This window comes from Pseudomonas sp. R11-23-07, from assembly GCF_003852295.1.
GTDB lineage: Bacteria > Pseudomonadota > Gammaproteobacteria > Pseudomonadales > Pseudomonadaceae > Aquipseudomonas.
Window position 1 is genome coordinate 4,533,347 of sequence record NZ_CP027761.1, and the last position, 14,940, is coordinate 4,548,286.

Consider the following 14,940-nt stretch of genomic DNA (forward strand, 5'->3'; position numbering starts at 1 on the left):
TGGCCTCGGCCAGGTTTTTCAGTGACTCAACGCTGGCCATGTCGGCCAATGTTTATTCCCACTCAATCGTCGCCGGCGGCTTGCTCGACACGTCGTACGTCACGCGTGAAATGCCTTCGATTTCATTGATGATACGGCCGCTGACGGTTTCCAGCAGTTCGTACGGCAGGTGTGCCCAACGGGCGGTCATGAAGTCGATGGTTTCCACCGCACGCAGGGCCACGACCCATGCGTAACGACGGCCATCGCCTACAACGCCTACGGATTTGACCGGCTGGAACACCACGAACGCCTGGCTGACCTTGTGGTACCAGTCGGCCTTGCGCAGTTCTTCGATGAAGATGTGGTCGGCGCGACGCAGCAGGTCGGCGTATTCCTTCTTCACCTCACCGAGGATGCGCACGCCCAGGCCCGGGCCTGGGAATGGGTGGCGGTAGACCATGTCGTACGGCAGGCCCAGTTCCAGGCCCAGACGGCGGACTTCGTCCTTGAACAGTTCGCGCAGCGGTTCTACCAGCTTGAGGTTCATTTCCTCAGGCAGGCCACCGACGTTGTGGTGGGACTTGATCACGTGGGCCTTGCCGCTCTTGGCGCCGGCCGACTCGATCACGTCGGGGTAGATGGTGCCCTGGGCGAGGTATTTGATGTTGTCCAGGTGCTTGGCCTGGGCATCGAAGACGTCGATGAAGGTACGACCGATGATCTTGCGCTTCTTCTCCGGGTCGGACTCGCCGGCCAGGTTGTTGAGGAACTGCTCCTCGGCGTTGGCACGGATCACCTTGACGCCCATGTTCTCGGCGAACATGGCCATCACTTGCTCGCCTTCGTGCAAGCGCAACAGGCCGTTGTCGACGAACACGCAGGTCAGTTGGTCGCCGATGGCTTTGTGCAGCAGCGCAGCAACCACGGAGGAGTCAACACCGCCGGACAGGCCGAGCAGCACGTTGTCGGTACCGACCTGGGCACGCACCTGGGCGATGGCGTCTTCAGCGATTTTCGACGGCGTCCACAGGGCTTCACACTCACAGATGTCAAGGATGAAGCGCGACAGGATGCGCCCGCCTTGCTTGGTGTGGGTCACTTCAGGGTGGAACTGCACGCCGTAGTAGCGACGCTCATCGCTGAACATGCCGGCGATCGGGCAGCTCGGGGTGCTGGCCAGGATGTGGAAGTCTTCCGGCATCTTGGTGACCTTGTCACCGTGGCTCATCCACACGTCGAGGCCGAACAGGCCGTCGGCGTCGATGTGGTCTTCGATACCGTCCAACAGGCGGCTCTTGCCGACCACGTCAACCCGCGCATAACCGAATTCACGCAGCTCGGAGCCTTCAACCTTGCCGCCCAGTTGTTCGGCCATGGTCTGCATGCCGTAGCAAATGCCGAAGACCGGTACGCCCAGGTCGAACACCGCCTGCGGGCAGCGCGGGCTGTTGGCTTCGTGCACGGACTCGGGGCCACCGGCGAGGATGACGCCTTTGGGTGCGAATTCGCGAATCGCTGCGTCATCCATGTCGAACGGGTGCAGTTCGCAGTACACGCCGATTTCACGCACGCGGCGGGCGATCAGTTGGGTGTACTGGGAACCGAAGTCGAGGATCAGGATGCGGTGGGCGTGAATGTCGAGGGCCATGAAGTCAGTCTCGTCTAATGAATCAGAAACAACTCGGGGCTGAAAGAACAGCCCCGGTTACTTAACGTTTTGCTGGAAGCCTCAACCTACGCGGTAGTTTGGCGCTTCCTTGGTGATCTGCACGTCGTGGACATGGGATTCAGCCATGCCGGCGCCGGTGATCCGCACGAACTCTGGCTTGGTGCGCATTTCTTCGATGTCGGCGCTGCCGGTGTAGCCCATCGAGGAACGCAGGCCGCCCATCAGTTGATGGATGATCGCGCTCAGGGTGCCTTTGTACGGCACACGGCCTTCGATACCTTCCGGGACGAGCTTCTCGGCGCCTGCCGAGGAATCCTGGAAGTAGCGGTCGGACGAACCTTGCGCCTGGGACATGGCGCCCAGAGAACCCATGCCACGGTAAGCCTTGTACGAACGACCCTGGAACAGTTCGATTTCGCCCGGCGCTTCTTCGGTACCGGCGAACATCGAGCCCATCATCACGCAGGAAGCACCGGCAACGATGGCCTTGGACAGGTCACCGGAGAATCGGATGCCGCCGTCGGCGATCAACGGCACGCCGGTGCCTTCAAGGGCCGCGGCGACGTTGGCGATGGCGCTGATTTGCGGCACGCCGACACCAGCGACGATACGCGTGGTGCAGATCGAGCCAGGGCCGATACCGACCTTGACCGCGTCAGCACCCGCTTCGGCCAGCGCCTTGGCGGCAGCGCCGGTGGCGATGTTGCCGCCGATCACCTGCACGTCAGGGAAGTTCTGCTTGACCCAGCGCACGCGGTCGATCACGCCTTTGGAGTGACCGTGAGCCGTGTCGACCACCACCACGTCAACGCCGGCGGCGACCAGGGCCGACACGCGATCGCCGGTGTCTTTACCGGTACCAACGGCGGCGCCGACGCGCAGACGACCTTGGTCATCCTTGCTGGCCAGCGGGTAAGCCTTGGCTTTTTCGATATCGTTGACGGTCATCATGCCCTTGAGGGCGAATTTGTCGTCGACGATCAGCACGCGCTCGATGCGGTGCTTGTGCAGCAGTTCACGCACGTCGTTCTTGTCGGCGCCTTCCTTGACCGTGACCAGACGCTCTTTAGGCGTCATCACTTCGCGGACGGTGACTTCAAGACGGTTCTCGAAACGCACGTCACGGGACGTAACGATGCCGACCAGGTCGCCATCGTGCAGTACCGGAACGCCGGAGATGTTGTGCAGGCGGGTCAGTTCGAACAGATCACGCACGGTGGCGTCGGCTTCGATGGTGATGGGGTCTTTCACCACACCGGCTTCGTAACGCTTGACCTTGCGCACTTCGGCAGCTTGCTGCTCGATGGTCATGTTCTTGTGGATGATGCCGATGCCGCCTTCCTGAGCCATGGCGATGGCCAGACGGGCTTCGGTGACGGTGTCCATGGCAGCGGAAACCAGGGGAATATTCAGCTCGATGCCACGGGTTAGGCGGGTCTTGAGACTGACTTCGTTAGGAAGCACCTCGGAATAACCGGGCACTAGGAGAATGTCGTCGAATGTCAGAGCTTCTTGGCTGATACGCAGCATCGCGGGGGCTCCCGAGCGGGAAAATGGAAGCGCGCCATTATACTCAGACACCCCTCAGGTCTCAACGTAAAACTCTGACATATTTGGGAATAGTGATAGATGGAGAAATCTGGCTTCGCCTGATCGTTCCCGCGCTCTGCGTGGGAATGCCGCCTTGGACGCTCTGCGTCCGGCCGTTGAGGTGACGCGGAGCGTCACAGGATGCATTTCCACGCGGAGCGTGGGAACGATCACCTACAGCTCGACCTTGACCCAAGCGATCTTCTGGTCCAGCCAATCGGCAAATTCGTCGATAAAGCTTTGCTTGAACCCCGCCTCTGCCCAATTGTTGAAGATGAATCCCAGGTTGGAAAACCCGCATTCCTGCAGGAACAGGAAGCCGTTGATGTCGTCTTCGTGCCCACACAGCGGGCAGGTGAAGTTGTCGGTGTGGCCGGGCATCCAGTCTTCCAGGCTGTCGAACAGGGCTTCACCGACTTCCTTGCGGCACTCCGGGCAGCCGGCTTCTTCAAGAAAGCCCTTGGCCGGCGTATAGATGCAGCGTTTGTAGATGATTTCCAGGCCATTGACCGGTTCGTTGAACGGCAGCGCCTGCGGGTGCAGCACCACCGCGCGGGCGCCATCGGCGAGGGCGTAGGCCATGCGATTGCCGGTACGGCCGCAGGTGGTCAGTTCTTCCTTGATGATGTTCTTGCGCACCAGCCAGCGCACGATTGCCCGCGCGCGGGGCTCGTGGACGGGCAAGGTGGAGATTTTCGGGACAAGGATGCTTTGGGAATTCATGGGAGTCCTGCGGTGTGGCTGCTGACGCTATCGGGGGCAAGCCCCCCCTCCCACATCTGAATTGTGAACACAGTGAACTGTGGGAGGGGGCTTGCCCCCAATGGCGCCCTGAAGGCTGGCAGCTTAATCCCTGCTCCACCCAGGTCAAGTACTCAAATACCGCCCAATCAAGGCAATCCCACTGGCCAGCACCAACCACGTCACCAACCGCACAAACGCCTCACGGGACATGCGCATCGTCAACCGGCGCCCGCACCACAGCCCCAGGGCCATCGCCGGCAACAGGCACACCGCCAGCATCAACAAAGGCAAATCGGCATACACGCCGGCGATCAGGAACAGGCTCAGGCGCACCACCGTGCTGCAACTGATCAGCGCGCTTTGCGTGGCCCGCGCCGCGTCCTTGGGCAAACGGCTGTTCAGGTAGATCGCATATAAAAAGCCGCCGCTGCCGAACAACGCCCCAAACAAGCCGCCGACCGTCCCCATGGGAATCGACCAGCCCGCCGCCAACTGCGTGGGCCGCGCCTTCACCGCCAGGCTGTAGACCGCGTACGCGCTGATAAACAGGCCCATCAACAACAGCAACAGGTCCGAATGCAGGTTGAGCAGAAACACCACACCCAGTGTGCAACCAATCGCCATACACGGCAGCAGTCGCAGCAATTCCGGTTTGCTCACGTCCCGACGTGTTTGCAGCAGGCCACCAAAGGCTGCGACAAAATCCAACAAGACCAACAGTGGGATGATCTTCGACAACGGCATGAACAGAATCAGCACAGGCCCTGCCACCAGCGCCGTACCAAATCCGGCGATACCGAAAACGATATAGGCCACGACGATACCGAGGCCGATCACCAGCCACTCAACCGCGCCGAACGACCACTGGCTCATCAGCTCAACCACATTCATGGGCAATTCCTTGAAAGAGAATGCCGACACTTTAGTCATCCGTGAGCATTGCGCCAGTACGAAGGGGCGCGCTGGTGGAGCAATTCTGCCAAACCTTGCGCGAATGCCTATAAACTGCGGCCCATGATTAAAGATCCTTTTGCCCGACTGGGCCTGGACCGCGAAGTCCTGACTGTCAGCCAGCTCAACGGCCGCGCGCGGGTGTTGCTGGAAGACGTGTTCACCAATATCTGGGTTGAAGGCGAGATCTCCAACCTCGCCCGCCCGGCGTCCGGCCATGTGTATTTCACCCTCAAGGACAGCGGCGCCCAGGTACGTTGCGCGCTGTTTCGAAACAACGCGGCGCGGGTGCGCCAGGCGCTGAAGGATGGCCTGGCGGTAAAGGTGCGCGGCAAGGTCTCGTTGTTCGAGGGGCGCGGCGACTACCAGTTGATCCTCGACACTGTGGAGCCGGCGGGCGACGGCGCGCTGCGCCTGGCCTTCGATGCCCTGAAGGAAAAGCTCAGCGCCGAAGGCCTGTTCAGTGCCGAGCGCAAGGTGCCATTGCCGGCGCACCCTCGGCGCATCGGCATTATCAGTTCGCCGACCGGCGCGGTGATTCGCGACATCATCAGCGTATTCCGCCGGCGCGCGCCGAACATTGAACTGACATTGATTCCGACCGCCGTACAAGGCCGCGAGGCGATCGCGCAGATTGCGCGCGCGTTGAAACTGGCCGACGCCCGCGGCTTCGACGCGCTGATCCTGGCCCGTGGCGGCGGCTCGCTGGAAGACCTCTGGTGCTTCAACGAAGAAGCCGTGGCCCGTGCGATAGACGCCTGCGTCACGCCCATCGTGAGTGCCGTCGGGCATGAAACCGATGTGTCAATCAGCGACTTCGTGGCAGACGTGCGCGCGCCTACCCCGTCCGCCGCCGCTGAATTGCTGGCACCGGACGCCAGCCACCTGGTGCGCCAGGTGGAGAACCTGCATCGCCGCCTGGTGATGTTGATGCGCAACCGCCTGAGCCACAGCCGCCTGCGCCTGGAAGGCATGGCCCGCCGCTTGCGTCACCCGGGCGAACGTCTACGCCAGCAGGCCCAGCGCCTGGACGACTTGGACATGCGCCTGCGCCGCGCCTTCGAGCGCAGCCTCAATACCCGTCGCGAACGCTTGATTCGCCTGGAAACCCGCCTCGCCGGGCAGCACCCAGGCCGCCAGCTGGCCCTGCTGCGCCAGCGTCTGGACAGCCTCGCCGAACGCCTGCCCCGGGCCATGCGCGAGGGCCTCAAGGCGCGGCGCCTGCAGCTGCAAAGCCAGGTGCAGACACTGCAGGTGGTCAGCCCGCTGGCGACCCTCGGCCGTGGCTACAGCATCCTGCTCGACGAGCGCGGCCAGGCGATCCGCAACGCCGCGCAAACCCACACTGGCCAGCGCCTGACCGCGCGTCTCGGTGAGGGCCAACTGCAAGTGCGGGTGGAAGACAACCACCTGACACCCGTCACCCTTTCGTTACTGGATTGACCGATGCCACGTTTCCTCAGCTTGTTGATGCTCGTTTGCCTGACCTTCAATGTCCACGCCGACAGCTACATCACGCGCCTGCTGAACAAGCCGGTGCCCGGTGGCGTAGCGGTAGTGGACCTGGGGCCTGCGGCAACGGCGCCCAAGGCCACCTACCTGAACAGACCGGTGCTGGTGGTAAAGGAGCAAAACAACTGGCTGGCGATTGTAGGGATCCCACTGACGGTCAAGCCGGGTACCGAACGCATCGTCCACGGCGGGCAGCAACTGCCGTTCGTGGTGGGTTTCAAGAAATACCCCGAGCAGCGCATCACCTTGAAGAACAAAAGCCAGGTCAACCCGGAACCGGCGCAACTCAAACGCATCGAGGCCGAACTGGCCGTGCAGCTCAAGGCCTATCGCAGTTTCAGCCCGAATACGCCGAGCAACCTGCTGCTGGACAAACCGGTCAACGGGCCGCTGTCGAGCAAGTTCGGGGTAAGACGTTTCTTTAATGGCGAGGAGCGCAATCCGCATTCGGGTCTGGATTTTGCCGTTGGCGCAGGTACGCCGATCAAGACCCCGGCGGCTGGCAAGGTGATCCTGACCGGCAACTACTTCTTCAACGGCAACACCGTGTTCGTCGACCATGGGCAGGGCTTTATCAGCATGTTCTGCCACATGTCGAAGATCGATGTGAAAGTCGGCGATCAACTGACGCGTGGCGCGGTGGTGGGCAAGGTCGGCTCGACGGGTCGGGCAACCGGGCCGCATATGCATTGGAACGTCAGCCTTAACGACGCACGAGTCGACCCGGCGATCTTCATCGGCGCTTTCCAGCCCTGAATGGCCCGATTGCGCAGCCAATAAAGGCTGCGCAATTAAAGTCAGTCACCGCCGAGTTTTCAGCCATAAAATCTCTATTCCCACGCGAATAGCAGAACTTATCTCAATTTTTCGCGACTGCTTGCCATCTTTCACCCCGCCGGTTAGGGTTGGGCTTATGAAAACCTCTCACACCCTCATTCAGCTTCGTCAGCACCGCAGCCTGTGCCTGGTCAGCGCACGACTGCCAGGCTGAATCGATCTGCCTCGTCTTTAAGCTTTATCCCCAATAACAGTTCTACGGCAGGCCGCCTTTTCTCGGCCCCTACAACAAAGGATTTCCCGATGAGCATGCTCAAAGACCCGTCTTCGAAATACCGTGCGTTTCCGATCATCGATATCCCGGACCGCACCTGGCCGTCCAAAACCATCACCACTGCGCCGATCTGGTGCAGCTCGGACTTGCGTGATGGCAACCAGTCGCTGATCGAACCGATGGACGCCGCGAAAAAGCTGCGCTTCTGGAAGACCCTCGTGGCCGTCGGCGTGAAGGAAATCGAAGCGTCCTTCCCCGCCGCGTCGCAAACCGATTTCGATTTCGTACGCACCCTGATCGAAGACAACCACATCCCCGAGGACACCACCATCCAGGTGCTGACCCAGGGCCGTGAAGACTTGATCGCACGGACCTTCGAATCCCTGCGCGGGGCCAAGAAAGCCATCGTGCACTTGTACAACGCCACTTCGCCGTCGTTCCGCCGCATCGTGTTCAACCAGGACAAGGACGGCGTCAAGGCCATTGCAGTCAACGCCGCCAAGCTGTTCGTCAAGTACGCCGCGCAACAGCCGCAAACCCAGTGGACCTTCGAATACTCCCCGGAGACCTTCAGCGCCACTGAGCTGGAGTTCGCCAAGGAAGTCTGTGACGCGGTGATCGAGGTGTGGAACCCGACGCCCGAGCACAAGATGATCCTCAACCTGCCGGCCACCGTGGAATGCGCCACGCCGAATATCTATGCCGACCAGATCGAGTGGTTCGGTCGCCATATCAACCGCCGTGACAGCGTGATCATCAGCCTGCACACCCACAACGACCGTGGCACGGGCGTCGCCGCCACCGAGCTGGGCCTGATGGCCGGGGCCGATCGTGTCGAAGGCTGCCTGTTCGGCAACGGCGAGCGCACTGGCAACGTCGACCTGGTTACCGTGGCGCTGAACATGTACACCCAGGGCCTCGACCCGCAGCTGGATTTCTCCGATATCGACGGCGTGCGCAAAGTCGTCGAGGAGTGCAACCAGATCCAGGTGCACCCACGTCACCCGTATGTCGGCGACCTGGTGCACACCGCGTTCTCCGGCTCCCATCAGGATGCAATCCGCAAGGGCTTCGCTCAGCAGAAAGACGACGCGTTGTGGGAGGTGCCGTACTTGCCGATCGACCCGGCAGACATCGGCCGCAGCTACGAAGCGGTAATCCGTGTGAACAGCCAGTCGGGCAAGGGCGGTATCGCCTACCTGCTGGAGCAGGAATACGACATCAGCCTGCCACGCCGCATGCAGATTGAATTCAGCCAGGTGGTACAGGCTGAAACCGACCGCGTCGGCCTTGAAATGACCGCACCGCAGATCTACGCCTTGCTGCAACGCGAATACTTGCAGGCCAACACCCCGTACGCGCTGGTCAGCCATCGCCTGCAGGAAGAAAACGGCAACAGCTACGTCGAAGTGGAAGTCTCCGGCAAGGGCCAAGGCGAGACCAACCTGCACTGGAAAGGCAAAGGCAACGGCGCGTTGGAAGCGCTGGTGGCGGGCTTGCCGATTGGTGTGGAGATCATGGACTACAACGAGCACGCGATTGGTGCGGGTACCAACGCCAAAGCGGCGGCGTACATCGAACTGCGCGTAAATGGCGAGCGTCCGGTGCATGGCGTGGGGATTGATGAAAACATCACCACCGCGAGCTTCAAGGCGCTGTTCAGTGCGCTGAACCGCTCGCTGAGCCAGCAGGAAGCGAAAGCGGCGTAAGCTATCGGCGCAATGCAAAAGGCCCCTGGGTGAGAATCCAGGGGCCTTTTTATTTGAAAGGTGTGCTGATCGGTCTGGCCTCATCGGGAGCAAGCCCCCTCCCACAGGGGAATGCATTCCAAATGTGGGAGGGGGCTTGCCCCCGATGGCGGTCCGTCAGACAAACTGAAAGCTATCGGCATCCAGGTTCGCCGGAAAGCGCGTGCGATACGCCGCCAACTCAGCCGCATCCAGCTTCACCTGAAACACTCCATCTGCTTCCCCCGCGCTCAGCAATGTCTCACCTTGGAAATCCAGCACCTGGCTATCGCCGGTGTAGGCAAAGCCCTTCCCATCCGTGCCCACGCGGTTCACAGCGGCGACGTAGCACAGGTTCTCGATGGCCCGCGCCGGCAACAGTCGATTCCAATGCTGACGCCGCGCCCCCGGCCAATTGGCGGTGTAAAGCAACAAGTCGGTGTCCTGGGCATCACGACTCCACACCGGGAAGCGCAGGTCGTAGCAAATCAACGGCCGAATACGCCAACCGTTCAATTCGAACTGCACCTGACGTTCGCCGGGGGTGTAGTGATCGTGCTCGCCGGCCATGCGGAACAGGTGGCGCTTGTCGTAATGCAGCACCTCACCGTCAGGCCGCGCCCAGAGCAGGCGGTTACGGTGGCTGCCATCCGCCGCCTGAATGATCACACTGCCCGTGATCACGGCGTTGTATTTTGCGGCCTGGGCCTGGAGCCAACGGTGCGTCGGGCCGTTTTCCGGTTCGGCCAGGGAAGCCGACTCCATGGAGAAACCGGTGGTGAACATTTCCGGCAATACAATCAGGTCGACGCCGCTGGCCTGCTCCAGCAACAGCTCGAAATGCTCAAGATTGGCCTGGCGGTCGTGCCACGCCAGGGTGGTCTGGATCAGGGCAATGTTCAGGTCTGGCAAGGCGCTCAAATCACGCATAGTTTTTCCGCCGCCTGTTGCAGCGTTTCCTCGCGTTTGGCAAAGCACAGGCGCACCAGGCGCTGGCCTTGGGGTGGGTTGCGGTAGAACACAGAGATAGGAATCGACGCCACGCCGTGTTCGCGCGTCATCCATTCGGACATGGCGACATCATCCAGGTCCGGGCGAATCCGGGAATAATCTACCAGTTGAAAGTAAGTCCCCGCCGATGGGCTGAAGCTGAACTGCGACGGCGCCAGCAACCGGCAGAACAGGTCGCGCTTGGCTTGGTAGAACGCCGGCAGCGCAGCCACGTGCTCCGGGTGCTCGGCCATAAAGTCGGCCAGCGCGTACTGCAACGGCGTCACGCCACAGAAACTGACGTATTGATGCACCTTGCGCAGCTCGGCAGTCAGGGCCGGCGGTGCAACCACATAGCCGGTTTTCCAGCCCGTGACGTGATAGGTCTTGCCGAACGAGCTGACCACAAACGCACGCGGGTACAGCTCCTCGTGGGCGAGCACGCTGACGTGGGGCACGTCGTCGAACACCAGGTGCTCATACACTTCATCGCTGAGCAGATAGATATCGCGGCCGCGAATCAGCTCGGCCAGTTGGTCCAGTTCCTTACGGCTGACCAGGGCGCCGCTGGGATTGTGCGGGGTATTGAGCACAATCATGCGCGTGCGCGGCGACAGCGCGGCCTTGATGCGCTCGAAGTCCAGGCTGAAATCCTGCAGGCCCAGTTGCACATGCACGCAGCGCCCGCCGGCCAGCTCTACCGAGGGCGCGTAGCTGTCGTAGCAAGGGTCGAAGATGATCACTTCGTCACCGTTGCGAATAACCGCCTGGATAGCGCAGAAAATGCCCTGAGTCGCGCCCGGCGTAATGGTTACTTCACGGTCGGCATCGACGCTGACACCGTAGCTGCGGGCAATCTTCGCCACCACCTGTTGGCGCAGCGCGGGCAAGCCGCTCATCGGTGCGTATTGGTTATGCCCGTTGGCGACGTGCCGCCCCACGGCGTCGAGCAAGTCTTGAGGGCCATTGAAGTCGGGAAAACCCTGGGACAGGTTGATTGCGCCGGTTTCGGCCGCCAACTGCGACATGCTGGTGAAAATGGTCGTGCCGACATTCGGCAGCTTGCTGGTGATCATGAAAGGCCCCTGCAGGTGAGCCCCAAGTTTTAAGCTGCCTGCCGCATCGGGTCAAGGCACAAACCGTCACGCACAAAAAAGGGCTCGCAATGAGCCCTTTTTTGACACGTCGATATCAGCGCTTGTCGCGGCGCTTTTTATCGGCTTTCTTGTGATGCGTCATCATCCGACGCTTCTTGTTGACCTGGCGGTCGGTAAGGCTGTTCTTGTTGCCTTCGTATGGGTTCTCGCCGCCCTTGAACTCGATACGGATCGGCGTACCGACCAGTTTCAAGACACGGCGGTAGGTGTTTTCCAGGTAACGCACATAGGACTTGGGCACCTTCTCGATCTGGTTACCGTGGATCACGATAATCGGCGGGTTGGCACCACCCAAGTGGGCGTAACGCAGTTTGATGCGGCGGTTGTTGACCATCGGCGGCGCGTGCTCGCCCACCGCGTCTTCCAGGATCTGGGTGAGGCGGTTGGTCGGCCAGCGGGTGACCGCTGACTTGAACGAGTTCTGTACGGAGGCGTAGAGGTTGCCCACGCCAGTGCCGTGCAGTGCCGAGATGAAGTGGATATCGGCGAACTCAACGAAGAACAGGCGACGCTGCAGCTCGATCTTGACGAAATCGCGCTCGCTCGGCGTCATGCCGTCCCACTTGTTGATCGCGATCACCAGCGCACGACCGGCTTCCAGGGCGAAGCCCAGCAGGTTCAGGTCGTGGTCCACCACGCCTTCGCGGGCGTCCATCACGAAGATCACCACGTTGGCGTCTTTGATAGCCTGCAGGGTTTTGACCACGGAGAATTTTTCAACTTCCTCGTGGATCTTGCCGCGCTTGCGCACACCAGCGGTGTCGATCAGCGTGTACTTCTCGTCGTTACGCTCGAACGGGATGTAGATGCTGTCACGGGTGGTGCCGGGTTCGTCATAGACGATTACCCGGTCTTCACCGAGCATACGGTTGACCAGGGTCGACTTGCCGACGTTAGGGCGGCCGATGATGGCGATCTTGATACCGTCTTTTTCGCTCGGGCCAGGAATGCGCTTGGCTTCCTCGCCTTCGGCGACGATCTCCTCCTCACCCTCTTCTTCCTCATCGTCATCCTTGGGAAAGGTGCTGAGGGCAATTTCCAGCATCTGCGTGATGCCGCGACCGTGGGCACCGGCAACCGGGATCGCATCGCCCAGGCCCATCGGGCTGAATTCGGCACGGGCCGCCTCAGGATCGATGTTATCGATCTTGTTCGCGACCAGGTAGGAACGCTTGTTGCGCTTGCGCAGGTGCTCGCCAATCATCTGGTCGGCAGCGGTGTAGCCCGCACGGGCGTCCACCAGGAACAACACGACATCGGCTTCTTCAATGGCCAGCAGCGACTGCTCGGCCATTTTTTCGTCCATGCCATGTTCGTCACCGGAGATACCACCGGTGTCGACAATAATGTAGGAGCGCCCTTGCCACTTTGCCTCACCGTATTGGCGATCACGGGTAAGACCGGACAAGTCGCCGACGATGGCGTCGCGAGTCCTGGTCAGGCGGTTGAACAAGGTGGACTTGCCGACGTTAGGTCGGCCCACCAGGGCAATTACGGGAACCATGCGGCTCTCCACTTCGTTATTTCAGAAAATACAAAAGCCGCTGCAGGGCAGCGGCTGGTGCTCGACTGTAGGAGCGAGCTTGTCGTGGCGAGGGAGCTTGCTCCCGCTGGGCTGCGTAGCAGCCCCAAAACCATTCGACCGAGATGCATCAGATGCACCTGTTTGACCAGTTTGGGAGCGCTTCGCACTCCAGCGGGAGCAAGCTCCCTCGCCACATGACGCTCGCTCCTACAGGTGAAGCTGCCAGGGGCTAAGCCCCAAGCATAGTTCTTACTTGATGGTCAGGGCTTCCAGCTTGCCGCTGTTGCCATACACATAAAGCATGTTACCCACCACCAGCGGACGCGCACGCAAGCCGTCGCTGTCGATACGCTCGCGACCTACAAAGCGACCGTCCACCTGGCTCAGCAGGTGCAGGTAGCCTTCGAAGTCACCGACCGCCACGTAGCTGGAAAAGACTTCCGGGGCCGACAGTTGACGGCGAGCCAGGGAGTCGTTGCTCCACAGTGCCGTGGTGGAACGCTCGTCGACACTTTCAACGGTGCCGGACGCCAGGCTCACATAGACGCTGCCAAACCCTTGGGCGACACCGGCGTAGCTGGAAGCATCACGCTGCCAGTTGACCCGCCCGCTCTGCAGGTCCAGTGCCGCGACACGGCCCTGATAAGTGGCGACGTAGAGGGTCTCGCCGGACAGTAACAGGCCGCCGTCGATATCCACCACACGATCCAACTCGGAACGACCTTGCGGGATAGCCACGCGGGTTTCCCAGGCCGGCACGCCATTCTGGGTATTCAGGGCGACCACTTTACCGGTCGACAGGCCCGCAACGGCCAGATTGTTGGTCACAATCGGACCGCTGGTACCGCGCAAGGTCAACACCGCCGGGGTGCTGTCGTACAACCAGCGCTGGTTGCCGGTAGTCGCGTCCAGACCGATCACGCGGTCATCCTGGGTTTGCACCACGACGACATCGCCGTTGGTGGCAGGCGGTGCGAGGACTTCACTGGTCACGCGAGCGCGCCATTTCTCTTCACCGGTGCTGGAATCCAGGGCCACGACCTCACCCTTGAGCGTGCCGAGCATGACCATGCCGTAACCCACGCCTACGGCGCCGGAAACAGGCAACTCAAGGTCTTTCTTCCACTTCACGTCGCCGGTCATGCGGTCCATGGAGGTCACGATGCCAGTGACGTCAGCGGCCACAATGTTGTCACCGTCAATTGCCGGTACCAGCATGTTGTAGGTTTCACCCTGACCGTCACCGATAGAGCGGCTCCACTGCTTTTGCAGGACCACTTCTTCCTTGAAGCTGGTCAGCTCCGCAGGCGGCAGTTCTTTTTTACTGTTGCTGCTGCAACCCGCGGCCAGAACGGCCAGAGCCAGCAATGCTGCATGTTTCCAACGGATCACGTCACGCATCCCCTTTGGCCAAGTCGTCCAGCTTGATTTGTAAGCCACCGACCGCCGCTTCATCAGACAGCGCCGCCTTGGCTTTTTGGTACGCAGCATTGGCTTCGTCGGTACGACCCAATTGGACCAACAGGTCGCCCTTGAGCTCTTCGCGAGTGGCTACAAATGCCTTGTCAGCATCGCCGTCGAGCAGTTTGAGTGCTTCGTCAGCCTTGTTCTGTGCAGCCAACACCTGTGCCAGGCGCTGACGTGCGATTTCACCCAGGGTCGGGTTGGTCGGTTTGTCGGCGATGGCCTTGAGTTCAGTGGCTGCATCATCGAGCTTGCCGGTGTCGACCGCGACTTTCGCGACGAACAGGCTGCCGTACTGCGCGTAGGCAGTACCGCCAAATTCGTTCTTCAGCTTGCCGGCCAGGTCTGCCACTTGGGCAGGGTCGGGCTTGCCGTCCGGCGTCAGGGTAGTTTCCAGCAACTGCTGATAAACGATCGAGGCGCCCTGGGACTGGTTGGCCTGATACTTGGTCCAGGCCTGCCAGCCGAACACCACCACTAAAGCCAGCAGACCGCCAGTAACCAGGGGCTTGCCGTTACGCTGCCACCAGTCCTTGAACTCGGCCAGTTGCTCATCATCAGTACTCGACACCCCAATA

General features: G+C 61.0%; 12 protein-coding genes. 3 read left to right on the top strand and 9 right to left on the bottom strand.

Annotation, left to right across the window (positions count from 1 at the left end; genetic code table 11):
* Positions 1–52: 52 nt before the first annotated feature.
* From guaA to C4J84_RS20745, 4 genes are all read right to left on the bottom strand, one after another.
* On the bottom strand, positions 53–1,630 hold the full coding sequence (gene guaA / locus C4J84_RS20730) for a glutamine-hydrolyzing GMP synthase (protein WP_124368247.1): 1,578 nt from the start codon (positions 1,628–1,630) through the stop codon (positions 53–55).
* Between the two features lie 81 nt (positions 1,631–1,711).
* Positions 1,712–3,181: an IMP dehydrogenase gene (gene guaB, locus C4J84_RS20735; RefSeq protein WP_015885726.1), complete on the bottom strand. Its 1,470-nt coding sequence runs from the start codon at positions 3,179–3,181 to the stop codon at positions 1,712–1,714.
* A 234-nt stretch (positions 3,182–3,415) separates the two neighbouring features.
* Positions 3,416–3,964 carry a sugar ABC transporter ATPase gene (locus tag C4J84_RS20740; protein ID WP_124364282.1) on the bottom strand — a complete coding sequence of 183 codons (549 nt, stop codon included), beginning with the start codon at positions 3,962–3,964 and terminating at the stop codon, positions 3,416–3,418.
* A gap of 144 nt (positions 3,965–4,108) precedes the next feature.
* A complete protein-coding gene (locus tag C4J84_RS20745) occupies positions 4,109–4,876 on the bottom strand; it encodes a sulfite exporter TauE/SafE family protein (protein ID WP_124371758.1) in 768 nt (255 codons plus the stop codon).
* Positions 4,877–4,999: 123 nt separating this feature from the next.
* On the opposite strand from C4J84_RS20745, the gene xseA reads away from it, so the two are divergent.
* The 3 genes from xseA (at position 5,000) to leuA (ending at position 9,208) form a co-directional block, all read left to right on the top strand.
* Positions 5,000–6,379 carry an exodeoxyribonuclease VII large subunit gene (xseA, locus tag C4J84_RS20750; RefSeq protein ID WP_124371759.1) on the top strand — a complete coding sequence of 460 codons (1,380 nt, stop codon included), beginning with the start codon at positions 5,000–5,002 and terminating at the stop codon, positions 6,377–6,379.
* Positions 6,380–6,382: 3 nt separating this feature from the next.
* Positions 6,383–7,204 carry a peptidoglycan DD-metalloendopeptidase family protein gene (locus tag C4J84_RS20755; protein WP_124371760.1) on the top strand — a complete coding sequence of 274 codons (822 nt, stop codon included), beginning with the start codon at positions 6,383–6,385 and terminating at the stop codon, positions 7,202–7,204.
* Positions 7,205–7,528: 324 nt separating this feature from the next.
* Positions 7,529–9,208, top strand: coding sequence for a 2-isopropylmalate synthase (leuA, locus tag C4J84_RS20765; RefSeq protein ID WP_124368251.1), 1,680 nt, complete (start codon positions 7,529–7,531; stop codon positions 9,206–9,208).
* 156 nt (positions 9,209–9,364) lie between these two features.
* On the opposite strand, the gene C4J84_RS20770 is transcribed toward leuA, so the two are convergent.
* The 5 genes from C4J84_RS20770 to C4J84_RS20790 form a co-directional block, all read right to left on the bottom strand.
* The gene (locus tag C4J84_RS20770; RefSeq protein WP_124371761.1) at positions 9,365–10,156 is read right to left on the bottom strand and encodes an amidohydrolase; all 792 of its coding nucleotides are present in this window, start codon (positions 10,154–10,156) and stop codon (positions 9,365–9,367) included.
* The gene (locus C4J84_RS20775) at positions 10,144–11,292 is read right to left on the bottom strand and encodes a pyridoxal phosphate-dependent aminotransferase (RefSeq protein WP_124371762.1); all 1,149 of its coding nucleotides are present in this window, start codon (positions 11,290–11,292) and stop codon (positions 10,144–10,146) included. The genes C4J84_RS20770 and C4J84_RS20775 overlap by 13 nt, the downstream gene beginning before the upstream one ends.
* A 115-nt stretch (positions 11,293–11,407) precedes the next feature.
* The gene (der, locus tag C4J84_RS20780) at positions 11,408–12,877 is read right to left on the bottom strand and encodes a ribosome biogenesis GTPase Der (RefSeq protein ID WP_076949869.1); all 1,470 of its coding nucleotides are present in this window, start codon (positions 12,875–12,877) and stop codon (positions 11,408–11,410) included.
* A 270-nt stretch (positions 12,878–13,147) separates the two neighbouring features.
* Positions 13,148–14,299, bottom strand: a complete 1,152-nt coding sequence (gene bamB, locus C4J84_RS20785; protein WP_124364291.1) for an outer membrane protein assembly factor BamB — start codon at positions 14,297–14,299, stop codon at positions 13,148–13,150.
* Positions 14,292–14,933: a YfgM family protein gene (locus C4J84_RS20790; protein ID WP_124364292.1), complete on the bottom strand. Its 642-nt coding sequence runs from the start codon at positions 14,931–14,933 to the stop codon at positions 14,292–14,294. Before C4J84_RS20790 ends, bamB begins: the two co-directional genes overlap by 8 nt.
* Positions 14,934–14,940 lie beyond the last annotated feature (7 nt).